Source organism: Dellaglioa sp. CoH-57-MRSF-17, from assembly GCF_056782015.1.
The window spans coordinates 263,303-288,346 of record NZ_JBXAXY010000002.1 but is presented as its reverse complement, the minus strand read 5'-3'; the positions used below and the strand labels follow the sequence as shown (position 1 = coordinate 288,346).

At 32.4% G+C, this 25,044-nt stretch carries 19 protein-coding genes, 2 pseudogenes and 1 riboswitch; of the genes and pseudogenes, 19 read left to right on the top strand and 2 right to left on the bottom strand.

The annotated features are described in order from the left end of the window. Position 1: 1 nt before the first annotated feature. The 6 genes from glyS to pepT all read left to right on the top strand — a co-directional run bounded on the left by glyS (position 2) and on the right by pepT (position 8,169). Positions 2–2,077, top strand: a complete 2,076-nt coding sequence (gene glyS, locus AC1RPJ_RS03325) for a glycine--tRNA ligase subunit beta (protein WP_481761358.1) — start codon at positions 2–4, stop codon at positions 2,075–2,077. Between the two features lie 192 nt (positions 2,078–2,269). Beyond that, a complete protein-coding gene (dnaG, locus tag AC1RPJ_RS03320) occupies positions 2,270–4,120 on the top strand; it encodes a DNA primase (protein WP_481761357.1) in 1,851 nt (616 codons plus the stop codon). A gap of 14 nt (positions 4,121–4,134) precedes the next feature. Then, positions 4,135–5,274, top strand: coding sequence for an RNA polymerase sigma factor RpoD (rpoD, locus tag AC1RPJ_RS03315; protein WP_409022492.1), 1,140 nt, complete (start codon positions 4,135–4,137; stop codon positions 5,272–5,274). A 97-nt stretch (positions 5,275–5,371) separates the two neighbouring features. Next, positions 5,372–6,067, top strand: coding sequence for a tRNA (adenine(22)-N(1))-methyltransferase (locus AC1RPJ_RS03310; RefSeq protein ID WP_481761356.1), 696 nt, complete (start codon positions 5,372–5,374; stop codon positions 6,065–6,067). Continuing rightward, positions 6,064–6,861, top strand: a complete 798-nt coding sequence (locus AC1RPJ_RS03305) for a Nif3-like dinuclear metal center hexameric protein (RefSeq protein ID WP_481761355.1) — start codon at positions 6,064–6,066, stop codon at positions 6,859–6,861. Before AC1RPJ_RS03310 ends, AC1RPJ_RS03305 begins: the two co-directional genes overlap by 4 nt. Positions 6,862–6,918: 57 nt before the next feature. After that, complete coding sequence (gene pepT, locus AC1RPJ_RS03300; RefSeq protein ID WP_481761354.1) at positions 6,919–8,169, top strand: peptidase T; 1,251 nt, start codon at positions 6,919–6,921, stop codon at positions 8,167–8,169. A gap of 120 nt (positions 8,170–8,289) precedes the next feature. Here pepT and AC1RPJ_RS03295 read toward each other — a convergent pair whose 3' ends face one another. Further along, entirely contained in the window at positions 8,290–8,478 is a 189-nt protein-coding gene (locus AC1RPJ_RS03295) for a YjzD family protein (protein WP_409022496.1), read from the bottom strand. A 132-nt stretch (positions 8,479–8,610) separates the two neighbouring features. On the opposite strand from AC1RPJ_RS03295, the gene dnaE reads away from it, so the two are divergent. The 3 genes and pseudogenes from dnaE to pyk form a co-directional block, all read left to right on the top strand. Further along, positions 8,611–11,931, top strand: coding sequence for a DNA polymerase III subunit alpha (dnaE, locus tag AC1RPJ_RS03290; protein ID WP_481761353.1), 3,321 nt, complete (start codon positions 8,611–8,613; stop codon positions 11,929–11,931). 111 nt (positions 11,932–12,042) lie between these two features. Next, complete coding sequence (gene pfkA, locus AC1RPJ_RS03285) at positions 12,043–13,011, top strand: 6-phosphofructokinase (protein WP_481761352.1); 969 nt, start codon at positions 12,043–12,045, stop codon at positions 13,009–13,011. A 59-nt stretch (positions 13,012–13,070) separates the two neighbouring features. After that, positions 13,071–14,489 (top strand): annotated as a pseudogene (gene pyk, locus AC1RPJ_RS03280) (pyruvate kinase); the annotation flags it as partial. A gap of 288 nt (positions 14,490–14,777) precedes the next feature. Here pyk and AC1RPJ_RS03275 read toward each other — a convergent pair. Next, positions 14,778–16,322, bottom strand: a pseudogene (locus AC1RPJ_RS03275) (IS1182 family transposase); the annotation flags it as partial. 307 nt (positions 16,323–16,629) lie between these two features. On the opposite strand from AC1RPJ_RS03275, the gene AC1RPJ_RS03270 reads away from it, so the two are divergent. The 10 genes from AC1RPJ_RS03270 to cmk all read left to right on the top strand — a co-directional run bounded on the left by AC1RPJ_RS03270 (position 16,630) and on the right by cmk (position 24,954). Continuing rightward, entirely contained in the window at positions 16,630–17,544 is a 915-nt protein-coding gene (locus AC1RPJ_RS03270) for a CvfB family protein (protein WP_481761351.1), read from the top strand. Positions 17,545–17,707: 163 nt separating this feature from the next. Continuing rightward, complete coding sequence (locus AC1RPJ_RS03265) at positions 17,708–18,076, top strand: N-acetyltransferase (RefSeq protein ID WP_481761350.1); 369 nt, start codon at positions 17,708–17,710, stop codon at positions 18,074–18,076. Continuing rightward, positions 18,060–18,812, top strand: coding sequence for a segregation and condensation protein A (locus AC1RPJ_RS03260; protein WP_481761349.1), 753 nt, complete (start codon positions 18,060–18,062; stop codon positions 18,810–18,812). Before AC1RPJ_RS03265 ends, AC1RPJ_RS03260 begins: the two co-directional genes overlap by 17 nt. Positions 18,813–18,837: 25 nt before the next feature. Further along, complete coding sequence (gene scpB / locus AC1RPJ_RS03255) at positions 18,838–19,419, top strand: SMC-Scp complex subunit ScpB (RefSeq protein ID WP_481761348.1); 582 nt, start codon at positions 18,838–18,840, stop codon at positions 19,417–19,419. Position 19,420: 1 nt separating this feature from the next. Continuing rightward, complete coding sequence (locus tag AC1RPJ_RS03250; RefSeq protein ID WP_409022503.1) at positions 19,421–20,152, top strand: pseudouridine synthase; 732 nt, start codon at positions 19,421–19,423, stop codon at positions 20,150–20,152. Between the two features lie 51 nt (positions 20,153–20,203). Further along, positions 20,204–20,328, top strand: a riboswitch (FMN riboswitch). A gap of 117 nt (positions 20,329–20,445) precedes the next feature. Further along, positions 20,446–21,030 (top strand): ECF transporter S component, encoded by a 585-nt coding sequence (locus AC1RPJ_RS03245; RefSeq protein ID WP_409022504.1) that lies wholly within the window; start codon positions 20,446–20,448, stop codon positions 21,028–21,030. Between the two features lie 65 nt (positions 21,031–21,095). Next, positions 21,096–22,130, top strand: coding sequence for a helix-turn-helix domain-containing protein (locus AC1RPJ_RS03240; RefSeq protein ID WP_481761347.1), 1,035 nt, complete (start codon positions 21,096–21,098; stop codon positions 22,128–22,130). Further along, positions 22,117–23,568: a RecQ family ATP-dependent DNA helicase gene (locus tag AC1RPJ_RS03235; RefSeq protein ID WP_481761346.1), complete on the top strand. Its 1,452-nt coding sequence runs from the start codon at positions 22,117–22,119 to the stop codon at positions 23,566–23,568. Before AC1RPJ_RS03240 ends, AC1RPJ_RS03235 begins: the two co-directional genes overlap by 14 nt. A gap of 57 nt (positions 23,569–23,625) precedes the next feature. After that, the gene (locus tag AC1RPJ_RS03230) at positions 23,626–24,234 is read left to right on the top strand and encodes a LysM peptidoglycan-binding domain-containing protein (RefSeq protein ID WP_481761345.1); all 609 of its coding nucleotides are present in this window, start codon (positions 23,626–23,628) and stop codon (positions 24,232–24,234) included. 54 nt (positions 24,235–24,288) lie between these two features. Continuing rightward, positions 24,289–24,954 carry a (d)CMP kinase gene (gene cmk, locus AC1RPJ_RS03225; RefSeq protein ID WP_481761344.1) on the top strand — a complete coding sequence of 222 codons (666 nt, stop codon included), beginning with the start codon at positions 24,289–24,291 and terminating at the stop codon, positions 24,952–24,954. Positions 24,955–25,044: the final 90 nt, after the last annotated feature.

The window sequence follows — 25,044 nt, the reverse complement described above, 5'->3', positions numbered from 1 at the left end:
GATGACACATTCCTTTTTATTAGAAATTGGGTTAGAAGAAATTCCTGCTCATGTTGTTACACCTAGCCAAAATCAATTGGCTAAACGTGTAGGTGACTTTTTAACAGAGCAACGGTTATCATTTGACGAAATAAAGGCATTCTCAACACCCAGACGTTTAGCTGTTGAAGTGACTGGTTTGGCTGATAAACAAGCAGATATTCAAGAAGAAGCTAAAGGACCTGCAAAGAAAATTGCCATGGATGATGAAGGAAATTGGTCTAATGCTGCAAAAGGCTTTGTCCGTGGACAAGGAGTAACAACAGACGATATAACGTTTAAAGAATTAAAAGGCGTTGAGTATGTCTATGTAAATAAATTTATCGCTGGTAAATCTGCCAAAGATATTTTGGTTCAGATTAAAGATGTGATTGAAGCGATGACATTCCCAACAATGATGCACTGGGCAAATTATGACTTTAAATATGTTAGACCAATTCGTTGGATAGTTGCGTTACTTGATAGTGACGTTATTCCATTCAGTATTTTAAATATTAAATCTGGCCGCCAAACGCAAGGCCATCGTTTTTTAGGAGAAGCTGTAGATTTAGCCTCAGTAACAGAGTATGTTAAAAAATTAGAAGAACAATATGTAATCGTTGATTCTAATAGACGAAAAGAAATGATTAGAACACAAATTACTAATCTTGAAAATAATCAAGACTGGCATATTATTCTTGATGAGGATCTTTTGGAAGAAGTTAACAATTTAGTTGAATATCCAACAGTATTTTCTGGTCATTTTGATAAGAAATATTTAGATATTCCTGATGTTGTTCTAATGACTTCAATGAAAGACCATCAAAGATTCTTTTATGTGCGTGGCCAAAACGATGAAATCTTACCAATGTTCGTCTCAGTTCGTAATGGGACAGAAGCTAACATTGCTAACGTCGAAGCAGGCAATGAAAAGGTTCTTACAGCACGATTGGAAGATGCTGCATTTTTCTACCAAGAAGATCAAAAACAAACGATTAATGATTATGTAGAGCGATTAAAAAATGTCACATTCCATGATAAAATTGGATCAATGTCTGAAAAAATGGAACGTGTTCAATTAATGGCACAAATCATTGGTAAACGCCTTGGCTTAAATGACCATGAATTATCTCTTTTACAAAGAACAAGTGAAATTTATAAATTTGATTTGGTAACAGGGATGGTTGGAGAATTTTCTGAACTTCAAGGAATTATGGGTGAGAAATATGCCTTGCTAATGGGCGAAAATCCAACTGTTGCACAAGCAATTTCTGAACACTATATGCCAATTAGTGCTGATGGCGAACTACCTAAATCAAAAATTGGTGCAGTTTTAGCAATTGCTGATAAGTTGGACAGCATGTCAAGTTTCTTCTCAGTTGGATTAATTCCAACTGGATCAAATGATCCCTATGCACTTCGTCGTCAAGCGTTTGGGATAGTTAGAATTGTTGAAGATCGTCAGTGGCATTTTTCACCACTTGAGGTACTGAACGATATTAAGGAATTGGCAACGATACATCCAGATTTATTTACCAAGATGACTGTTGGCGAAAATGATAAAGATATTTTAAGTTTTGTTAATGATCGTATGAAGCAATGGCTTTCAAATAAAAACGTCAGTTATGATGTAATTGAAAGTGTTGTTGAAAGTACAGATGCAGATTTATTAGTTATGTCAGAGGCCGCTGTAACCTTAGAAAATCATAAAAATGATAAGGATTTCAAGGAGACCGTTGAAGCAATCAATCGTGTATTAAAGCTAGCAGATAAAAATGAGGCAACTAATCTAGTTGTTGAACAAGTATTATTAGATAATACTGCTGAAAAAGATTTATTTGAACGAGTTGAAATAATCCAAAGTCAGTTGGCAGATTTAACGTCAGAGAAGTTATATACTACATTAAGCGAGATTCGTCCGCTAATTGAAAATTATTTTGACCAGACAATGGTTATGGTTGATGATACAAAAATTAAAAATAATCGCTTAAATCAATTGAGTTTAATTGCTAAGATGAGTTCAAAATTAGGTAATTTAAGTAAATTAAATATTAAGTAATATAAAAATGAGAATTTATCTGTGAAGATAAATTCCTTTTTTGTTTGGTAATAGAATCAGAATAGTCATATTTGACAAAAGTGTCTATTACTTGAAGCTAATAATTGTATTTATGTCAAATAAATGCTATTATTATGGGTACTCAAAATATAGGTAACTTCGTATCGTTAGTTTTGGAGGTGAGTAGTTGGAATGAGAATACCCGAAAACGTAATTGAACAGGTGCGAACTAGTGTGAATATTACTGATATCATTAGTCAGTATGTCGGATTAAAAAAATCTGGTAGTAATTTTATGGGTTTATGTCCATTTCATGAAGAAAAAACGCCTTCATTTTCTGTAAGCGAAGAGAAACAAATTTTTCACTGTTTTAGCTGTGGAAGAGGTGGGAATGTTTTTAAGTTCTTAATTGAGCTAGAGGGACTTAGCTTTCCAGAATCTGTCAATAAAGTTGCAGAATTTTCAGGAATGGATATCGATAGTAAATATTCTGAATCTCAGTCAGCAAGGACACAAGAATCAACTGAAAATCGTCAGTTAAAGCAAATTCATGATGACGGTGCTAAATTATATCAACACATTTTAATGAATACAGAAATGGGTCAAAAGGCATTAGATTACCTGCATAATCGTGGTATAACGGATGAAATTATCAAAACTTTCCAAATTGGATTTGCGCCTGGGAAATCGGTCTTACAAGATTTTTTTAAGGAAAAGAAAGTAGACTATCAATTATTAAGGCAGTCTGGACTATTTATTGAAAATCAAACAGGTGATTTGCGTGAACGATTTATTGATCGAGTGATGTTTCCGATTAGAAATCAAAATGGTCAAGTTGTTGCCTTTTCAGGTCGTCTGCTTGAAAAAAATAAAGAATTACCTAAATATTTAAACAGTCCTGAAACGCCTATTTTTAATAAAAGAGAGATTCTATTTAATTACGATTTGGCAAAAAAAGAAATTCGGACAGAAGGAAATGTTATTTTGTTCGAAGGATTTATGGATGTTTTAGCAGCATACCGCTCTGGAGTTAAAAATGGTGTCGCCTCTATGGGAACAAGTTTAACAAATGAACAAATTTATTTGTTAGAACGTTCAACATCACAATTAAATATTTGTTATGATGGGGATGAACCCGGGCAAAATGCAACAAATCGTGCTTTGAACCTGCTAGCGAATCAGACAAAAATGAAAGTTGGCGTGCTAGCCATTCCTAACGGTATGGATCCTGATGAGTTTGTTAAAAAAAATGGTAAAGAAGCGTTTCTGGAGTTAGCTCACTCTGCTCGAGAGACGGTTATTTCATTCAAAATGAATTTTTTGAAACGAAATAAAAACTTAAAAAATGAAAGTGAGCAAATTGATTATATTGATCAAGTACTACAAGTTTTAACTACAATTAAAACGCCGTTTGAGCAAGATATTTATATTAATCAGTTGGCAGATGAATTTAAAATTGATAAAGGAATTCTAAGACAACAGTTAATTGATTTAGTTGCCGTTCAACCAAAAGTAGTGCAACAAGTTAATCAAGTTCCAAGGGTTCGAACAGATGAACCACCTGTAGAAAATCGCTCAGAGGTCATGAGCGATGAAAAAATTGATCGTGTTGAAAGAGCTGAAAGATTATTGCTTTATCGTATATTACATGATCATACAGCTTGGCTGAAAATTCGATCAATTGATGATTTTAGTTTTGTTCATGATAGTTATCAGTTAATATATACGTTAGCTGAAGGCTATTTAGAATTACATGAGCAATATGAAATTGCTAGTTTTTTAGATTACTTGCCAGAAGAGTCTTCAAAGAGATTTTTAATGCAAATAGAGCTGATGACAGTTGCAGAAGAGTCTTCAGAGGATGAATTTGATGATTGTGTGTCCGTCATTATGAATGATTCGCCGATGGAACAATCAATTAATCAAGTTCGATCAGATCTTATGGAAGCAAATCGTCTTGGCAATACAGAACTAACCAATGAATTATCAGTTAAGTTAATTGCATTATATCAAAAACAACAAGTACCACGAACATCCATCTAAGGGAGGAATTATTAATGGTAAAAAAAGTAGAAAAAGTTGAAGAATCAGAATTTGACGAAAAAGGCTTTAAAAAAGCACAAACGAAGTTGATCAAGGAATATAAAGTAAAAAAAGAAATTAAGTATGATAATTTAACAGATGAACTAGCAACACCATTCCATTTAGATGCTGATCGTATGGATAAATTACTTCAAAAAGTCGCAGATGCTGGTATTGCTGTTGTTGATGAAGAGGGAAACCCAAGTGAACATAGTTTAAAAGCAGCTGAAAAAGTTACAAAGAAAGCTTTAAAAGACACATCAGCACCAACTGGAATAAAAATTAATGACCCAGTTAGAATGTATTTGAAAGAAATTGGTCGTGTTAACCTTTTAAAAGCTGAAGAAGAAGTTGCTTTAGCATTAAAAATTGAAGAAGGCGACGAAGAAGCAAAACAAAAATTGGCAGAAGCTAATTTACGTTTAGTTGTTTCAATTGCTAAACGTTACGTTGGTCGTGGAATGCAATTTCTTGATTTAATTCAAGAGGGTAACATGGGATTAATGAAGGCTGTTGAGAAATTTGATTATCGTAAAGGATTTAAATTCTCAACATATGCGACATGGTGGATTAGACAAGCAATTACACGTGCTATTGCTGATCAAGCACGTACAATTAGAATTCCAGTTCATATGGTTGAAACAATTAATAAATTAATCAGAATTCAACGCCAATTATTACAAGAACTTGTTCGCGAACCAATTCCTGAAGAAATTGGTGCTGAAATGGATATGCCAGCTATGCCAGCCGAAAAAGTTCGTGAAATTTTAAAAATTGCTCAAGAACCTGTTTCATTAGAGACACCAATTGGTGAAGAAGATGATTCACATTTAGGTGATTTTATTGAAGATCAAGATGCAACTAGTCCAGCTGACCATGCGGCTTATGAACTCTTGAAGGAGCAACTAGAAAATGTTCTTGATACATTAACAGATCGTGAAGAAAATGTTCTGCGTTTAAGATTCGGTCTTGATGATGGTCGCACAAGAACACTTGAAGAAGTTGGTAAAGTGTTTGGAGTGACACGTGAACGTATTCGTCAAATTGAAGCTAAAGCATTACGTAAACTACGCCATCCATCTCGTTCAAAACAATTAAAAGATTTCTTAGAATAAAAAATTTAAGGACCATTATAAAACGAAACCTGTTTTATAATGGTCCTTTTTTAGTTATAATAAGAAAAGATAAGATACGAAAGAAGAGGATCAAGAAATGGATGCACGACATTTATCAGATCGATTAGTTCGAGTTGCAAAATTTGTACCAAAAAATGCACGATTGGCCGATATTGGATCGGATCATGCTTACTTACCTGCGTATTTAGCTATTAATAAAATTATTTCATATGCTGTTGCTGGAGAAGTAGCTAAAGGGCCTTATGAAAATGCCGTAACAGAAATTAATACAGAACGATTAGACCACATGATAATGCCAAGATTAGCTAATGGGTTAAAGGCAATTAAATTAGACGATAATATTGATACTATCACAATTGCCGGAATGGGTGGCCCTTTAATAAAGGATATATTTACTGCCGATTTAGAAAAATTAACGGGTGTCCGTCGTTTAATTATTCAACCTAATGTTGGACAAAAATTAATAAGAGAATGGTTAATGGATCATTCATATCAAATTATTGATGAAGATATTGTCGAAGACGACCATCATGTCTATGAAATTATTGTTGCTGAGAAAGTTAACACTAAAATGAGCTACTCGATATTAGATTTAAAGTATGGACCTAAATTAAGAATTGAGCAAAGCGATGTATTCAAAGCTAAATGGCACAAGCAAATGGAAAAAAAGCGTAAAGTTTTAAAAAATTTTGAGGCAGCAAATAAAGTTCCTATTGATAAAAAAAGGATATTAGAAGTTGATATCAAAGAAATTGAGGAGATGCTGGGATGACAAAAATTATTGATTTAGTCAATCAATTCGAAGTATTTGCTCCAAAAAGTATGGCTGAAATTGGTGATCCAGTAGGCCTACAATTAGGTGATATTAATAATACTGTTACTAAAGTAATGACAACTTTAGATGTTCGTCCAGAAGTTGTCCAAGAAGCAATTAATAAAAATGTAGATTTTATTTTCGCACATCATCCATTAATATTTAGACCGGCAAAAAATTTGGATACTACGAATCCTCAAAATAAAATGTATGCCGATTTATTGAGTCATAATATAACAGTGTATGCAGCTCATACTAATTTAGACAATGTTACAGGTGGGATGAATGATTGGTTAGCGAGTCGTTTAAAATTACAAGAAACAATCCCGTTAGTGCATACAAATAGTTCAGATTATGGAATGGGTCGAATCGGAAATTTAACTAGTCCTATGACTGTTATTGAATTTTCTGAATATTGTAAGAAGCAATTTAACATAAGTGGATTAAGACTGATTTCTAATGATTTGACGCAATCAATTAAGCGTGTTGCAGTTCTAGGTGGTGATGGTGGTAAATTTTATCATGAGGCAATTAAGCAGCAGGCGGATGTTTACGTAACAGGAGATGTCTACTACCACACGGCTCATGACATGTTAGCAGAAGGGTTGTCAGTTATTGATCCGGGCCATCATGTTGAAAGTATCTGTAAAGCACAATTGAAACGGTTATTTGGAGAATGGAATCTAGAAAATAATTGGCAAATTGAGATTATTGAATCAGATATTAATACAGATCCATTTCAGTTTATTTAATTTTAAAATTAGAGTATGATTAGAGATATTAAATAATAGATTAGGAGATACGCTATCATGACAAAATATGAAGAATTAATTCCACGTTTTATTAAGTATGTTAAAGTAGAAACTCGTTCTGATGAAAATTCAGGGGTAACTCCTTCAACGCAAACTCAAGTTGAATTTGCGAAAGAATTAAAGGAAGAACTTTTACAAATTGGATTAAAGGATGCACGTATTTCTAAAAAAAGTGGGTATGTTTTAGCAACATTACCAAGTAATTTAGAAGCTGGTAAAAACGTTAAAGCGGTTGGTTTTATTTCACATATGGATACAGCTGCATTTACAGCAGAGGGTGTTAACCCCCAATTCGTTGAAAATTATGATGGCGAATCTGATATTAATCTTGACGATGATGGTAAATTTAAACTAACTATTAAAGAATTTCCAAATTTAAAAAATTATAAAGGCAATACATTAATTACAACAGATGGTTCAACACTATTAGGATCAGATGATAAATCGGGAGTAGCTGAAATTATTACTGCTGTAGCTTATTTAGTTGCACATCCTGAAATTAAGCATGGTGACATTAAAGTTGGTATTGGACCTGATGAGGAAATTGGGGTAGGTGCTGATAAATTTGACGTAGCCGATTTTGGAGCTGATTTAGCTTACACTGTTGATGGTGGACCATTAGGTGAATTAGAATATGAAACATTTAATGCTGCTCAAGCAGTCGTTTCAATTCAAGGTAAGGAAGTTCATCCTGCAACTGCTAAAGGTGTTTTAATTAATGCAAGTAAGTTAGCAAATCAATTTGACTCATTATTACCACAAGATGAAGTACCTGAAAAAACTGAAGGCCGCGAAGGTTTTTACCATTTAATTTCAGTAGAAGGTACAGTTGATGAAGCAAAAATGGTATATATTATTCGTGATCATGATCGCCAAAAATTCGAAGATCGCAAAAAGTATATGATGGGTATTGCTGATAAAATGAATGCTGATTTTGATTCTGAACGTGTGACAATTGATATGGTAGATCAATATTACAATATGCGTGAAGTAATCGAGAAGGATATGACTGTTGTGACTGTTGCTAAAGAAGCTATGGAAAATTTAGCAATTAAACCGGATATCTATCCAGTACGTGGTGGGACAGATGGTTCAAAAATCTCATTCATGGGATTACCAACACCAAATATATTTGCTGGAGCAGAAAATATGCATGCGCGATTTGAATTTGTTTCAGTTGAAACAATGGAAAAAGCAACGGATGTTGTTCTAGAAATTATAAAATTAGTATCTGAAGAAACAAAATAGGTATTATTAAATAGTGTGGATGAGTTAAACTAGAGGACATATTGAGACCTTTCTTTCTCAAATTTTTCCTTATAGTCTTATAAAGCCAAAAAAAAGATAAACTAATTAGTTTATCTTTTTTTATTTATCTGATTTAGGATCTTTGAGAATGGCGTAGAGGCAATTTACGACAATTAAGCCGGTAACTGCAAAAATAATACCGATTAACAAAACTGGTGCAAACAATGTACCAGTTAGTGAGCTTACGATATAACCAATTACTTCACCAAAAATGAAGCCCCAAAAGAGAATTGTTAATTGTTTCATCATAGAACAGCACCTCACATTCAAAGCTAATTTTAGCACAAATAATTATTTTTGCAAAAGCTTTTTAGTGTCTATTGGGTATTGTTAAAAAGTTTTGTATAATAACATTAATAGATACGTGAAAAGGGGGATAAAATGTTTGTTCCGTTAAAAGTTAAAAGTTCATTCAGCTTATTACAAAGCACCACTAAAATTAATGATCTTGTTCAAAGTGCTAAAAGTAAAGGCTATAAAGCAATTGCCTTAACAGATAATAATACATTGTATGGTGCAATTGATTTTTATAATGCCTGTCAAAAAGCTGAAATTAAGCCAATTATCGGACTAACGTTAGATATCTCCGGTTTAATCGAAACAAACCATGAATATGAATTGACCTTTATTGCAAAAGATAAACAAGGTTATCAAAATTTAATGCAATTATCGACCTTAAAAATGACCTTAAATGATGATAAGTTAAACTTTAGTAGTTTAACTAACTATTTAGACGGTTTATTTATATTATCACCTAGTGAAAAAAGTGAATTTAGTTATTTAATTGAACAAAGTCAAATATCCGATGCAAAAGAATTATTAGCCAAATATCAAAGCTTAATAGGTTCAGAAAATATTCGAGTTGGCCTATCTCACTTAATGGATAAAATTACGGCACAATCAATTAAATCTTTAGCTCAAAATTTTGATATTCGTGTAATTGCGCTAGATGAAGTAGCTTATTTGGATGCTGAAAATCAGTTTGATATTGATGTGTTAAAGGCAATTAGTACTGGTGAAACGATTTTAATTAATAAAGTTGATGAACAAATTCAGGGAGAATATGCATTAAGAAATCCAAAAGAGATAACGGAGCAATATCAAGAATTGCTAATGGCAGATGCAATTCAAGAAACCCAAAATTTAGCAGATGAAACGTCTCTGGAATTAACATTCTCACAACCCAAACTACCTGAGTATCCATTACCTAATAATGAAACAGCACATAGTTATTTGAGAAGTATGTGTAATACTGGATTAAATGAGCGGTTTCCAAATGGTGTACCTAAGGAATATAAACAAAGATTAGAACTTGAGTTAAACGTTATTCAACAAATGGGATTTGAAGATTACTTTTTAATCGTTTGGGATATTATGAACTATGCTCATTCGCAAAATATTATAACTGGCCCAGGACGAGGGTCATCTGCTGGATCGATCACAGCCTACGTTTTAACGATTACGGATGTTGATCCAATTAAATATAATTTATTGTTTGAACGTTTTTTGAATTCAAAACGTGTTCAGATGCCGGATATTGATTTAGATATTCCAGATGATAAACGTGGACTAATCCTTAATTATTTACATCAAAAATATGGACATTATCACATGGCTCAAATTATTACATTTGGCACAATGGCAGCAAAACAGGCTTTGAGGGATGTTGGTCGAGTATTTGGTGTATCACCTTTTGAAATGAAAGGGTGGAGTGATTCAATTCCAAATGTTTTGAAAATTACGTTGACAGAGGCGCTAGCACAATCACAAAAATTACGTAATTTAGTTAATGATAGTTCCAAAAATAAAAATATTTTTACAATTGCGCAGCATATCGAAGGGATTCCAAGACACTACTCTACGCATGCAGCAGGGGTCGTATTGAGCCAAATTGATTTACGAGAAGTGGTTCCGTTACAAAATGGAAGTGAGGATATTCTTTTAACGCAGTATTCTAAAGATATAGTTGAAAATGTTGGTTTATTAAAAATCGATATTTTAGGTCTACGTAATTTAAATATTTTAGATCAAGCTGTAACACAGGTTAAAAAGAATTATCAAGCAGACTTCAATCCAGCATTCATTAATTTAGAAGATGAAAAAACATTAGCTCTTTTTAGATTAGGTGATACATCCGGTGTTTTCCAATTTGAATCTAATGGTATCAAAAATGTTTTAAAAAAATTACAACCAACATCTTTTGAAGATATCGCAGCTGTAAATGCGTTATATCGGCCGGGTCCGATGGAAAATATAGATACATTTATTGCACGAAAACATCATCTTGAAAAAATAACATTTCCGGACAATAGTTTAAAACAAATTCTTGAGTCAACCTATGGTGTATTAGTTTATCAGGAGCAGGTTATGCAGGTCGCATCAAAGATGGGTAATTTTACACTTGGTGAAGCTGATTTACTACGCCGAGCAATGAGTAAAAAGAAAAAAAAGACTATTGATGAAATGCGTACTCAGTTTATCAATGGGGCATATGATAATGGAATTCAAGAAGATGTAGCTAAAACAGTTTATAGTTATATTGAGCAGTTTGCTAATTATGGATTTAATCGTTCACATGCCGTTGCCTATAGTAAAATTGCTTTTCAATTAGCCTATATTAAAGCTAATTTTCCAGCTGCATTTTTTGAAGCTATTTTAAATTCCGTTGGTAATAATCCGCAAAAAATAAAAGAATACTTAGTGGAAGCAAAGCAATATCATGTAATAATTAAATTACCTGATATTAATATGAGCGAGGTAGGTTTTAGTTTAAGACAAAATATTGTTTTATTTGGATTAAATAGTATTAAAGGACTTAGAAAAGACTTTATTGAACATATCATTACATTACGGAAAAAAGAATTGTTCACAGATTTCCAATCCTTCCTGCATCGGATAGATAAAAAATATTTAAATGAGGAAAATATTTCAGCTTTAATATATTCTGGGTGTTTTGATCAATTTGAATATAATCGTGCTGAGTTGATTAGTGCTCTACCAGAATTAATTAGTAGTATTGATTTAAGTGGAAATAATACTAATTTATTTGAATTATTAACACCTAAGATAGCAAGACAATCAAACTTTCCATTAATGGTTCGATTAGAAAAAGAATCACAATATTTAGGTGCGTATCTTTCGGGACATCCGGTTGAGAAGTATCGGAAACAGCTAAATCAAAGCGATTTTAAAAAAATATCGGAAATATCTGATAAGACACATGTAACCATTTTAGTTAATCTTACGAGAGTAAAAGTTATTCGAACAAAGAAGGGTCAACAAATGGCCTTTGTAAATGGTTCGGATGAAACAAGTGAGATTGATTTGACAATATTTCCTGATTTATTTCGACAGAAAGAATCTTTACTTGAAAAAAATAAGGTCGTTGTCGTTTCGGGGGATGTTGAAACAAATAGAGGATTACAAATTATTGTTAAAAAAATAGAATTAGCAGATGATTATTTTAAACGAATAACTCAAAAAAAATGGTTTTTGAAGATTACTAAAGAAACAACAAATGAAAAAATAGAAAAATTAATGCAAACCATGAAAATAAGGTTAGGTCAAACACCGGTTATTTTGTACTATGAAAAAGACAATCGTAAAATTAGTTTAGATAGAACTTATTGGTTAAGGAACGACAAAGAAACACATACAGCGCTTACAAAAATATTAGGTTCTGAAAATGTCGTCATTAAGTAATTTATTCTTGAAAATACTGAAAATATTTTCACATTTAACAAGACAACTTTTCTGAAAAGTGTTAATATAGTGAGTGAAATATGTACTTAAATTACTTATTGAGGTGAAGAAATGAAACGCATTGGTATTTTAACAAGTGGTGGAGATGCGCCAGGTATGAACGCTTCAGTTCGTGCTGTTGCACGTCGTGTAATTGGTGAAGGATTAGAAGCATACGGTATTAATTATGGTTTTGCTGGTTTAGTTGCTGGCGATATTCATAAAATTGAATATGCTGACGTTGATGATGTTATTCAACGCGGTGGAACAATGTTATATTCAGCCCGTTATCCTGAATTTGCAACTGCTGAAGGACAATTAAAAGGTATCGAACAACTTAAAAAGTTCGGTATCGATGCTTTAGTTGTTATCGGTGGGGATGGTTCATACCATGGTGCTTTAGCACTCACAAAACGTGGATTTAACGCTGTTGGTATTCCAGGAACAATCGATAATGATATTCCTGATACAGATTTCACAGTTGGATTTGATACAGCTGTTAACACAGCTCTTGATGCAATTGATCGTATTCGCGATACTGCTCGTTCACATCAACGTACGTTTATCGTTGAAGTAATGGGTAGAAATGCTGGAGATATTGCTTTATGGTCCGGTATTGCTGGTGGTGCTGATGTTATTGTTATTCCTGAAAAAGGATATAACATGCAAGAAATTGCAGACAAGCTCAACAGTAACCGTGAACATGGTAAAGATTCAGGAATTATCGTATTAGCTGAAGGTGTTATGGGAGCTAGTGAATTTGCTGCTGAATTAGACACATATGGTAATTTTGAAACACGTGTGACTATTTTAGGCCATACACAACGTGGTGGCGTACCAACTGCCAAAGATCGTGTCTTAGCAAGTCGTTTTGGTGATTATGCTGTTCAACTTCTTATGGAAGGTAAAGGCGGATTAGCAATTGGTATTAAAGACAACAAATTAGTTGCTGAAGATATTGTTGCAACGCTTGAAGAACATAAACATCATACAGATTTGAGTCTTTTAGACTTAAATACACGACTTTCAACACCAAAATAATATAATACTGTTATTGTTATTTATAAATAATAAGTAAACTAAGAGGAGATCATAATCTAATGAAAAAAACTAAAATCGTAAGTACACTTGGTCCAGCCAGTTCAGATCTTGATACAATTGTTAAATTAATCGAAGCCGGTGCTAATGTTTTCCGTTTCAACTTTTCTCATGGTGACCATGAAGAACATTTAGGTCGTATGACATTAGTTCATGAAGCAGAAAAAATTACTGGTAAAATGGTTGGTATCATGCTTGATACTAAAGGTGCAGAAATCCGTACTACTGTTCAAAAAGAAGGTAAAATCAACTTTGAAATTAATGATATTGTTCGTATTTCAATGGATGATTCACTTGAAGGAACAAAAGAAAAGATTGCTGTTACTTACCCAGGTTTAATTGAAGATGTTCATGTTGGAGGCCACGTATTGTTTGATGATGGTCTTATCGATATGAGAATTGATGAAATTGATACAGCTGCTAACGAATTAGTAACAACTGTTATGAATTCTGGTCGTTTAGGTTCACGTAAAGGTGTTAACGCTCCTGGTGTATCAATTAACTTACCTGGTATTACTGAAAAAGATTCAGACGATATTCGTTTTGGTTTAGATCAAAACATTGATTTCATTGCTGCAAGTTTTGTACGTAAACCAGCTGATGTTTTAGATATCCGCGCTTTACTTGAAGAAAAAGGAATGGAACATGTTCAAATCTTCCCTAAGATTGAATCACAAGAAGGTATCGATAATATTGATGCTATTATGGAAGTTTCTGAAGGATTAATGATTGCCCGTGGCGATATGGGTGTTGAAATTCCTGCTGAAAATGTTCCTTTAGTTCAAAAAGACTTAATCAAAAAATGTAACGCTTTGGGCAAACCAGTTATTACTGCTACTCAAATGCTTGATTCAATGCAAGAAAACCCACGTCCTACACGTGCTGAAGCATCTGATGTTGCTAATGCCGTATTTGATGGAACAGATGCAACAATGCTTTCAGGTGAAAGTGCTAATGGTGACTACCCTGTAGAATCAGTTGCAACAATGGCTCGTATTGATGAAAAATCTGAAAATGCATTGCGTGCACATAGCTCATTTGCATTAAATGAATTTGACAAAAATGATGTTACTGAAACTATTGGTCGTGCTGTTGCTGAAACAGCTGATAGCTTAGGTATTAAAACTATCATCGCTGCTACAAAATCTGGTCAAACAGCACGTATGATTTCTAAATACCGTCCTGACTCAGATATTTTAGCTATTACTTTTGACGAACAAACTCGTCATGGTTTATCAGTTAACTGGGGTGTTCACCCAATCATTGCTGAAAAACCAGCATCAACAGATGCATTGTTTAGTTTAGCAACTGAAAAAGCTAAAGAATTAGGTTTCGCTAAAAAAGGTGACCTTATCTTAATCACTGCTGGTCTTCCAGTTGGTGAAAAAGGAACAACAAACAGTTTGAAAGTTCAATTAGTAGACTAATTATATTAAGGTTCAAGTACATGATGAACCTAAGTTAGTATATCGGTAAGACATTGGTGACGAAAAATGTTATTGGGTTAATCATGAATATAATTGACTAATTAAGATAATATTGATCAGGTTGTATCAATCCTTACTTGAATATTTTAAAATTGGAAAAGGGGCTGTGACATAAGTCCCTTCAATAAAGTTCAAAATAAGGCTCCGGAAATCATTTTTTGATTTCTGGAGCCTTATTTCTTTTTATTTAAAAAAATATAGAAAACAGAAGTATTATTTACCTCCTAAACTGGCTAATTTTTGGATATTTAATGCCATTACTATCAAACCTGCTTCCTTTTTAACCTTCTCAATCCCTCGCAATAGAAATTGATTGAACGGCAAAGAGGCCTTCATTCGACCAAAAACGGATTCTACATCAATTTTACGGTGCGCGTAAATTTGACCCGTTTCTGGTTCAGAAAGTCGTTCACATTGTTGTGCCTTAAAATATTCCCAAGATCCGTTAACTTGAATCTTACGACGTGCACCTCTAAGTGTTTTAGCCGCAGGAATAATTATCTGATTCTCATCTAGTAACTCTGCTTGATATTCTTTAAATTCACGAACTATTCCATATTTATCGGTTCTTTTCCGATACGCTTTAAAGTTAAATCGCACGCCGTGCGGATCAATATAGTAATCATTATTTTCATGATAATCCCAGTTCATAACTTTTCTATCATCAGTTCGCCATTTTTTGCTTTGTTCTCTAATCATGGTACCGTAAGGAATTATAGCAGTTTGATTTGGTAATTCATCTTCAATGAAACGATAGTTTGATTCTGATCCATATCCGGCATCGGCAACAATGTATTTATCTAATTTATTATGAGTACTTAACGTTTTAAGAAACGGTTGAAGTGTTCTAGTATCTGTTGGATTTTGAAATAATTGGTAGCCCAAAATAAATTGGTTACTGGTCGCAATTTGTAAGTTATAAGCTGGCTTAAGTTGACCATTTAACATTGGATCTTCTTTAATACGCATAAAAGTTGCATCATGATCAGTTTTAGAATAGCTATTTCGAGTACCGTATATTTTCATTTGTGCTTCATGTTCACTTAATTTATGTTGGCGTTTAGTTAATTGATTCTTCTTAGATTTTAGGGTTCTTCGAATTCTTTTAGCTGGATTGGGACTTATCTTCTTAGTTCTTGAAACTTCCTGGTCTAATGCTACTAATTTCTGATCAAGTCGATCGATAACTTCTTCAATCATTTCTAGTGTTAGATTGGAGCCTTCTGGGACTTTACAAGCAGCATGCGCTGTTTTTAATTCAACTAGTAGCTCTAAAATCGCTTCGCGATTCATTTGATCAAAACGTATTGTATTCTTTTTCCAAATAAAACTATATTTATTAGCATTAGCCAAAACCTTAGTACCATCAATAAAGATGGCATCACTAATCATATTTTGTTGTCGTAAATATTCGACTAAGGTATCTAAACTGCGATCAATTAAATCAGTTAATTCATTCGACGTTCTAAATCGGACAATAGTTCGGTAAGATGGCATTTGCTCTTGTGTTAACCAACGTGCCGATAAATTTTCTTGTGCTAGTAAGGCGACCCGACGACTACTAAAAACACCTCGAGTTATAGCAAAAAGATATAACTTCAATAAAGCTGAAAGATTATATTCACGGGGGCGACCAAAAAGATAAGGTTCTTTTATTTCTAATTTTTCGATTAGCGTATTGATATAACACGCAGTGTTATTCTTTTCTGGTATATAGTCAGTTGAGATGGCTAAACAAGTCTGATTTATGTTATAATAATTTTGCATTTTTAAGTCCTTTCGAGGATTAAATTAAGGAGCATTGGGGGTCGAAGGCCAGTGTTCCTTTTTATTTTTCTAATTAGATAATATATTAAAAAGTAGTAAAAAGAAACAAGTCTCCCGAAATCAAAAAAGATTTCGGGAGACTTGTTTAATATCATATTGAAGAGACTTATGTCACAGCCCCTTTTTTATTACACAATATTTCTATTCAATTGGCTATTAAGCCTAATATCAGGTAAAATGTGAGTATGTAATTTTAAAATATGAATAAAGAAATATAAAATAATATTTTTTTGAATGGGAGAAATAAATGAGTTCAATAATGGGACAAGTTGTTACCGCAATGGTAACTGATGAGAATGATACAGAATTTTTAGTACAAAAAGATAGTATAACAATGCATTTATTGAAAGATGAAAAAAACAGTCAATTAGCGAACGGTTCGATGGTTACAGGCTTTGTGTATGAGAACGAAGATCATGATTTGAGTTTATCAACAATAATTCCTAGAGCTGGCATTGATCAATATGCATTCGGAGACGTTGTAAAAGTTAGAAGAGATTTAGGTGTCTTCGTTGACATTGGTTTACCAGACAAAGATGTAGCAGTTTCACTAGATGATTTACCAGAAATGAAATCACTTTGGCCAAAAGCTGGTGATCGATTAATGGTTGGACTTAAAATTGATGCCAAAGATCGTATTTGGGGTGATGTTGCGGACGAAGAAATGTTTCGATCAATTGCTAAGAAACCTGATGACTCATTAAAAAATAAAAATATGAAATTTACAGTTATTCGCTTAAAAATGATTGGAACTTTTGTAATTACTGATGATGATTATCTTGGATTTATCCATCCATCTGAAAGATTTAATGAACCTAGATTAGGTCAAGTATTAGAAGGACGTGTAATTGGAATTAGAACTGACGGTACAATTAATCTATCTATCAAACCACGTGCCTATGAAGCAATTAGTGATGATGCAGCAATGTTGATTGCTGCATTAAGTCATAATGATGAAAAAACATTACCTTTTACTGATAAAAGTAATCCAGAAGACATTAAAGAATATTTTGGTATCAGCAAAGGTCAATTTAAGAGAGCTGTTGGACATCTGCTAAAAGAGCGTTATGTTAAACAAGAAGATGGTAATCTTATTTTAATAAAAATGCCTGAGGAATTTGAAACTAATAATGATGAATTAATTAACGAAACAGATGATTAATAGAAAACTATTTTAGTAGGTAAGAGATAATAAATAAAATTATTTGAAAATATAATTTATTAGTTCAACGTTAAATTAATATATCGGTAACAAACAAGTATATTAGTTATTTTTAAATATATGAATTGTCTCATGAATGCCGTGCGTGTAGAGGAGAACAATAATGCTTATTAAGTATAAGAATGATTATGAAAAAATTGCGATGGGCTTGTTGTCATTTATACCTGACTTGAAGGATGTTACTAGAATTAATTTAGCAATTAAAGGTTATCAAGATACAGAAAATCGAGATTTGTATCTTTGGAAAAATGAGGCAGGTAATTTTACTGGTATAGTTGGTATTGAAAATGATGGCAACGTTGTCGTAGTTCGGGCAATATCATTGAGTCCAGATGAAAGACATAAAAAAGTTAGTTTTTTGATTCTGAACGCTGTATTATCGCTATATCCTGATAAAAAAATCATGGGTACAATTGATACTACAAAATTAATTGAAAAATGGGAAATGCAAAAAAATGAGTCAAAAATTTAAATCTATTAGTCAGGTAACATTAAAATTAACCTCTTTTGAAGGACCACTTGATTTGTTACTGCATTTAATCAAAGATTCTGAGATGGATATTTATGATATTCAAATTTCAGAAATAACAGAGCAATATTTAACTATTATTAAAGATACTACGAATATGTCATTAGATGTGATTGGTCAATATTTAGTGATGGCTTCAACGTTGATGAAAATTAAGAGTCAAATGTTATTACCGGCAGAATTTTCCAATGTAGAGGAAACTCAAACTGATCCAAGGGCAAGTCTAGTCGAACAATTAATTGAATATCAAATTTTTAAAGAGGCGGCTGGAGAGTTGAGCGTCAGGGAAAATAAACGTGCGAATTATTTTTCTAAGGAACAAAGTAGTATTCCTAAAAATAGATTTGATAAACCTCAACTTGATATACCTGGCCTGGATTTAGAAACACTTGAGAATGCTTTTAAAAGAGTTTTAATAAAGCAAATAAATCATCAACCAATTGAGAAAAAAATTAATGTGCAACTAGCATCACTCTCTGATAAAATATCAGAAATAAAAAAAATCATTCTAAATTCAAATAAGAGTTTAATATTTAGTGATTTTTTTGAAATAACAACAACGGTTGATGAAATTGTTGTTACTTTTCTGGCAATATTAGAACTTTCAAAATTAAACCAAATTAAATTGAAACAAGCAAATAGCCATGAAATGATTCAGATTTTAAAAATTGAACCATAGATTATTGTATTAAGGAGGTACGAAGGTGAGTCATTTAGCAAATATTGAAGGACTTTTATTTGTGAGTGGGGATCAAGGAATATCTCTAGCAGAATTATCTAGATTAACTGGATTATTGAAATCAGCAGTTAAAGAACAACTTGAAAAATTATCATTAAAGTATAAAAATGATATAAATTCTAGCTTGGAGCTAATTCAATATAATGATTGTTATCAATTAGTAACAAAAGAGAAATTAGCAGATTTAATTAAAGATTATTTTGAAAATCCTAATTCAAGAAGACTTTCTAATGCAGCACTGGAAACGCTAGCTATCATTGCTTATAAACAACCAGTGACACGACTTGTAATTGATGATATCCGAGGAGTTCAAAGTTCAGGATCACTGCAAAAATTGATTGCTTTAGATCTAATTCGTGAAAATGGACGTCTTGATGTACCAGGAAGACCTATTATATATGTAACAACGACGCAATTTTTAAATTATTTTGGATTAACTGAACTAAAAGAACTTCCAGTGATTAGTGAAAATCAAGATTTTGATGGAGAAATAGGTAAACTTTTTTTAAATAATTTTAACGAAAAATTACAAGAAAATGAGGAATAATATGGCAGAGGCAGAAAGATTACAAAAAGTTATGGCGCAATCAGGTGTTGCGTCACGAAGACAATCCGAAAAAATGATTTCAGAAGGTCATGTTAAGGTGAATGGTAAGGTTGCAAGTGAGTTGGGTATTAAGGTCACAAGTGAAGATAAAATTGAAGTTGATGGTATTCGTTTAAATGAAGAACCATTAGTCTATTATTTATTCTACAAACCAAGAGGAGTTATTTCGGCTGTTAAGGATAATAAAGATCGTAAGGTTGTTACGGATTATTTTCCAGGTGTAAGGGAAAGAATTTATCCAGTCGGTCGATTAGATTATGATACTTCTGGATTATTATTAATGACAAATGATGGTGAGTTAGCCAACAAAATGACTCATCCAAAGTATAAGATTGACAAAACTTACGTCGCTAAAGTGAATGGTATTCCATCTAATGATGATTTAAAAACGTTACGTCAAGGAATTGTAATTGATGGTAAGAAAACGGCTCCTGCTCATTCAAAAATTATTTCAGCAGATAAAAATAAGCAAAAAGCAATTGTTTCATTAACAATTCATGAAGGCCGAAATCATCAAGTTAAAAATATGTTGGCAGAGGTCGGACATCCAGTGGAAAAATTAAAACGTGAAACTTATGGATTCTTAGATTTATATGGATTAACTTCGAGTCAATACCGTGAGTTATCTGAAGAAGAAGTTCATGCATTGAAAAGTATCGCCGAGCGTAAATAATTGTAACTTATTTTATCCTATGTTATATTTTGTAGCGTAATAAAATATTTGGTTCGTCTTCAGGGGCAGGGTGTAATTCCCGACCGGCGGTTATAGTCCGCGACCCACATTGTATATGTGGCTGGACTGGTGTAATTCCAGTACCGACAGTTAAAGTCTGGATAAAGAAGATAGGGCTTATTTGAGTAAGTAATTTCAAATGAACTCTGTTAATCTTTAGTGATTAATGGCGTTCATTTTTATTTACTTGAAAGGTTCTTCATTGAAGATGGCCTTCCAGGAGGTTTTCTAGTATGAATCGGTCACCAGTTTATAAAGTTGTGATTACAGCGTTCTTAGCTGCAATCTCATACGTATTAATGTTTTTATCTTTCCCAGTAATTTTTCCGTATTTAAAAATTGATTTTAGTGATTTACCAATTTTAATTGGATTTTTTATTTTGGGACCAATGAGCGGTGTGATGGTTGCCGTCGTTCGTTCATTGCTGTATCTAGTTTCAACTGGAACAGATATTGCCAGCTTGATAGGTGTTGGAAGTAATTTCTTAGCATCAATGGCGGTATCATTTCCAGCATATTATCTTCTCAAAGGTAAAGGAAACCTTAAGCCAACACTTGGAAAGAGTATTTTGGCAGTTTTAGTGAGTACCTTTGTACTAACTGCTGTATTATCTATTGCAAATTATTTTGTAATTCTACCAGTGTACTTGAATGTTATCGGTATGAATATCGGAATGTCAGTATCCAAGTACGTTATTGTTGGTATTGTTCCTTTTAATATTATAAAAGGAATTCTGGTCGTTGGGTTATTTAGTCTTTTATATCAGAGAATGTATGGTTGGGTTCAGTTAAATAATAAAAAATATAAACAACTATAGTATAATTAATGAGGGAGAATTCTTAAGTGATTCTTCCTCATTTTATTTTATAAGGATGGTATTTTATGGTTGAAGATTATCTCTTACAAATGTTTAATGTCGAATATCGGCGACCTAATGTAATATTTAGCATTATTACAGGTCGGAATACTGTTTCCAATATATATTGGGGAATGCGTTATGATTTGCTAGATTATTTTAGTATTGATCCTCAATTTACAAATGAAATATATCAAAAAATACTTTCTAAGTTGAAACAAAATAAATTACTCACTGAATCTAATGGGCAAGTTCGGTTAACGCAAAATGGTTTAATTCGACAAAAAAAAGCGAAAAGCGATTTATATCAAATTAAGCACCCTAAATTAATAAATCAATATAAATTTAATGAATGGTCAGAAACTTGTATTTTAGCTATACAAGTTGTATCTGAACTTAGCTTTGTTAATCGTCATTATTATCCTGTCGTAACATCCGAATTAACTAAATTTAATATCAAAAAATGGATTTCTAATAATGACAAAACAATACTAACAAAACAAGTTAATTTAGAATTACGATTGTTCGTGCAAAAAATTGATACAAATTCTAGTTTAATATTTATGAACAAATTAATTGGTCATAATCTTAATGGATTGACCAATAAACAGTTAGCAAATGAGTTGAATCTATCAGAAATGGAGATTCAATTAATATACAGAGATACAATAAATTTTTTTGCTAGTTGGATTGAGGAGCAAAAACAAAGTGTGTTCAAAGAATTAGTTCAGTCAATTCTAAAAACAGGAATTATTTCTGAAAGTGCAAAGGAAACGATGAGATTAATTACTATGGGCCTATCTGTTAATGATGTGGCTAAAAGTAGAGGATTGAAGACTAGTACAATTTTTGAACATTTACTTGAATTAGCAATGATTAGTGAAAAATTTCCATTTGATACTTTTTTAACAAAAAAAATAGTTAATGATTTATCTGAAATTATGGGGAGAGATATTGATCAAGTACCTTTTAAAATAATACAAAATAAGAAACCTGATATAAATTTTTTCGATTATCGTTTGTATCAAATTTATAGGAGTAAAATAGATGTCCAAAATTAATTTAAAAGAAAAATTGATGGAATACTTTGGATTCGATTCATTTATGATAGGCCAAGAAGAAACCATAGAAACTATCTTATCTGGTCAAGACACGTTATCAGTACTACCTACAGGGACTGGGAAATCATTGTGTTATCAGTTAGCTGGCTATCTTATGAATGGTACGACAGTTATCGTTTCACCGTTGTTATCTTTAATTCAAGATCAAGTTAGTCAATTTAATTTTCGTGGTAATGGGACAGCTATTGGATTAACATCAATATTGAGTTATTCTGAAAAAAAATATGTGTTAAAAAATATACAATCTTATAAATTTGTTTATTTATCTCCTGAAATGCTAAGTCAATTTGAAGTGATAAATGCCCTTAAACAAATAGATGTATCACTATTTGTTGTAGATGAGGCACATTGTATCTCCACTTGGGGACCAGATTTTAGGCCTGATTATTTGGATTTGAATAATGCAATTGTGAAACTTGGTACACCTTGCGTTTTGGCGTTGACAGCCACAGCTGCACTAAATATTCAGAATGATATTATGACACAATTAAAAACAGAAGGTCGAGATTTTCATAAAATCATTAAATCGGTTAATAGAAGTAATATTTTTTTAAGTGTCTTAAAAGTGCATGATGAATCTGATAAAAATAAGCAATTATTAAATTTATTGAATAAAATCAAGGGTGTTGGAATCGTTTATTTCTCGAGCAAGAAAAAGGCAAATGAGGTCTCAGATTTAATAAATAATAACACTGGATTAAGGTCTGAACCGTACCATGCTGACTTGAATGATATGGCAAGGTATACGGTACAAAGACAATTTATGGAAAATCAAATAGATGTTATATGTGCAACAAGCGCTTTTGGTATGGGTATTAATAAGAAAGATATTAGATACGTTATCCATTATCATATGCCCGCTGATTTTGAAAGCTACGTACAAGAATTTGGCCGATCTGGACGAGATGGCCAGCAGAGTATCGCAATTGTTTTTTCTCAAGAAAATGATGTGTTTCTACAAAGAAACTTAATTGATTTAACCATTCCAGATGATGATTTTATTAGGATGTATTTTAAAAAACATAAGGAATTAGTTGGTCTTGGAGAAGAAAAAGGTAAACTGTTAGATTATTACTATGAGAAACAAAGCTCAGTTGAAGAGGTGCAGTTCCTTTTTAGACAAAGGAAAATTGAAAAAGAAACTGGATTACAAAATATGATAATGTTTGTTAATTCAAGTAATTGTCGAAAGCAACAAATTTTAAACCATTTTGGAGAATCGAAATTAATAGAACATGATGAATTCTGTTGCTCAGCGTTATTTAATGTGGATGTACTTCAAAAGATTGGATTAGAAAAAAAGATAATCAAAAATGATGACAAGCAGTTAATTCAATCAACAGATAATATTATTTCAAGATTGTTTAAATTATCTTGAGAATAATTTGGATTATTATGGTAAAATAATGATAATTGTTTTTAGGAGGATTGAAAAATGAGTGATAAAAAAGATAATTCAGAAAAAAAGCCTTGGGAAAAATCATTCGAAGACGATAGAGACGATAATGGAAATTATTCTCGATCAGCGAATAGACGTAAAAGTAAAAATAGTTCATTATTAACTACGGGGTTATTAGTTGTTTTTGTAGCTATTATTATTGGAACGATTGCTTTTTATATTGTTGAAAGTAACAAAGTATACCAACCAGAAGATAGAACCACAAGCGAGAGTTCAGTAAGTAAAAAAATAGTTACCAAAACTGATGATTCTGATAGTTCTAGCTCAAGTGCTAAGAAAAGCTCTGAATCAAAAGAAAAAGCTAGTTCTGAATCGAAAGAAAAAGCATCAAAAGAAAAAGCTAGCTCTGAATCAAAAGAGAAAGCTAGTTCTAGCACTAATTCAAGCTCTAGCTCAGCGTCTAGTGAATCAACCAGCTCTGATAGTTCATCAAGTGCATCTTCAAAGTCATATGTAACTGTCGAAGCAGGACAAGGCATATATCGTGTTGCAGCAAACAATGGGTTAACTACAGAACAACTTCTACAAATGAATCCAGGGTTGACTACTTCTATTAGTGCAGGACAAAAAATAAGAGTTAAATAATATACATATGGGATTGATATCTAATCAATCCCATTTTTATGGAGGAATTACTTGATGAAAAATAATATCCAAATTGCAATTGACGGACCGGCATCCGCAGGAAAAAGCACTGTCGCTAAATTAGTTGCTAAAAAATTAAATTATGTTTATTGCGACACTGGGGCAATGTATCGAGCAATTACTTTTGAAGCAATGGCAAAGAATGTTGCGCTGGATAATGATGATAAGTTAGTTAGTCTATTAAAAGATACAATAATTTCTTTTAAACCAGCAAATCCAGAACAATTAGTCTATATAAACAATATAGACATAACACAAGCAATTAGGCAACCTGAGGTAACTAATAATGTTTCAACGGTTGCTGCTCAAGAAGGTGTACGCAAGGAATTAGTTAAAAGACAACAAGAAATTGCCGAAGATGGATCAATTGTTATGGATGGTCGTGATATCGGAACGACAGTATTACCAAATGCTGAAGTTAAAATATTCTTAGTTGCGAGTGTTAAAGAACGTGCTCTTCGCCGATTTAAGGAAAATCAAATTAAGGGTATTAATACAACACTTGATGTTTTAGAGTTTGAAATTGCCGAACGAGATCGAAAAGATTCTACACGTGAAATTTCTCCGCTTATTCAGGCAAAAGATGCTATACTTGTAGATACGACTTCAATGAATATTGATGGGGTCGTACAGAAAATTATGGATATAATTAACAAATAATAAAATAAAATGTGAAAAATGAGTATTAGCACTAGTAATTACTCTTCATTTCAGCTAAAATAATAAATAGAGTTTATTCGCTAAGGAGGA

Excerpts from the sequence above, each read along its gene's own strand:
- glyS (WP_481761358.1), top strand. The coding sequence starts at position 2 with ATGACACATTCCTTTTTATTAGAAATTGGGTTAGAAGAAATTCCTGCT.
- dnaG (WP_481761357.1), top strand. The coding sequence starts at position 2,270 with ATGAGAATACCCGAAAACGTAATTGAACAGGTGCGAACTAGTGTGAAT.
- rpoD (WP_409022492.1), top strand. The coding sequence starts at position 4,135 with ATGGTAAAAAAAGTAGAAAAAGTTGAAGAATCAGAATTTGACGAAAAA.
- AC1RPJ_RS03310 (WP_481761356.1), top strand. The coding sequence starts at position 5,372 with ATGGATGCACGACATTTATCAGATCGATTAGTTCGAGTTGCAAAATTT.
- AC1RPJ_RS03305 (WP_481761355.1), top strand. The coding sequence starts at position 6,064 with ATGACAAAAATTATTGATTTAGTCAATCAATTCGAAGTATTTGCTCCA.
- pepT (WP_481761354.1), top strand. The coding sequence starts at position 6,919 with ATGACAAAATATGAAGAATTAATTCCACGTTTTATTAAGTATGTTAAA.
- AC1RPJ_RS03295 (WP_409022496.1), bottom strand. The coding sequence starts at position 8,478 with ATGATGAAACAATTAACAATTCTCTTTTGGGGCTTCATTTTTGGTGAA.
- dnaE (WP_481761353.1), top strand. The coding sequence starts at position 8,611 with ATGTTTGTTCCGTTAAAAGTTAAAAGTTCATTCAGCTTATTACAAAGC.
- pfkA (WP_481761352.1), top strand. The coding sequence starts at position 12,043 with ATGAAACGCATTGGTATTTTAACAAGTGGTGGAGATGCGCCAGGTATG.
- AC1RPJ_RS03270 (WP_481761351.1), top strand. The coding sequence starts at position 16,630 with ATGAGTTCAATAATGGGACAAGTTGTTACCGCAATGGTAACTGATGAG.
- AC1RPJ_RS03265 (WP_481761350.1), top strand. The coding sequence starts at position 17,708 with ATGCTTATTAAGTATAAGAATGATTATGAAAAAATTGCGATGGGCTTG.
- AC1RPJ_RS03260 (WP_481761349.1), top strand. The coding sequence starts at position 18,060 with ATGAGTCAAAAATTTAAATCTATTAGTCAGGTAACATTAAAATTAACC.
- AC1RPJ_RS03250 (WP_409022503.1), top strand. The coding sequence starts at position 19,421 with ATGGCAGAGGCAGAAAGATTACAAAAAGTTATGGCGCAATCAGGTGTT.
- AC1RPJ_RS03245 (WP_409022504.1), top strand. The coding sequence starts at position 20,446 with ATGAATCGGTCACCAGTTTATAAAGTTGTGATTACAGCGTTCTTAGCT.
- AC1RPJ_RS03240 (WP_481761347.1), top strand. The coding sequence starts at position 21,096 with ATGGTTGAAGATTATCTCTTACAAATGTTTAATGTCGAATATCGGCGA.
- AC1RPJ_RS03235 (WP_481761346.1), top strand. The coding sequence starts at position 22,117 with ATGTCCAAAATTAATTTAAAAGAAAAATTGATGGAATACTTTGGATTC.
- AC1RPJ_RS03230 (WP_481761345.1), top strand. The coding sequence starts at position 23,626 with ATGAGTGATAAAAAAGATAATTCAGAAAAAAAGCCTTGGGAAAAATCA.
- cmk (WP_481761344.1), top strand. The coding sequence starts at position 24,289 with ATGAAAAATAATATCCAAATTGCAATTGACGGACCGGCATCCGCAGGA.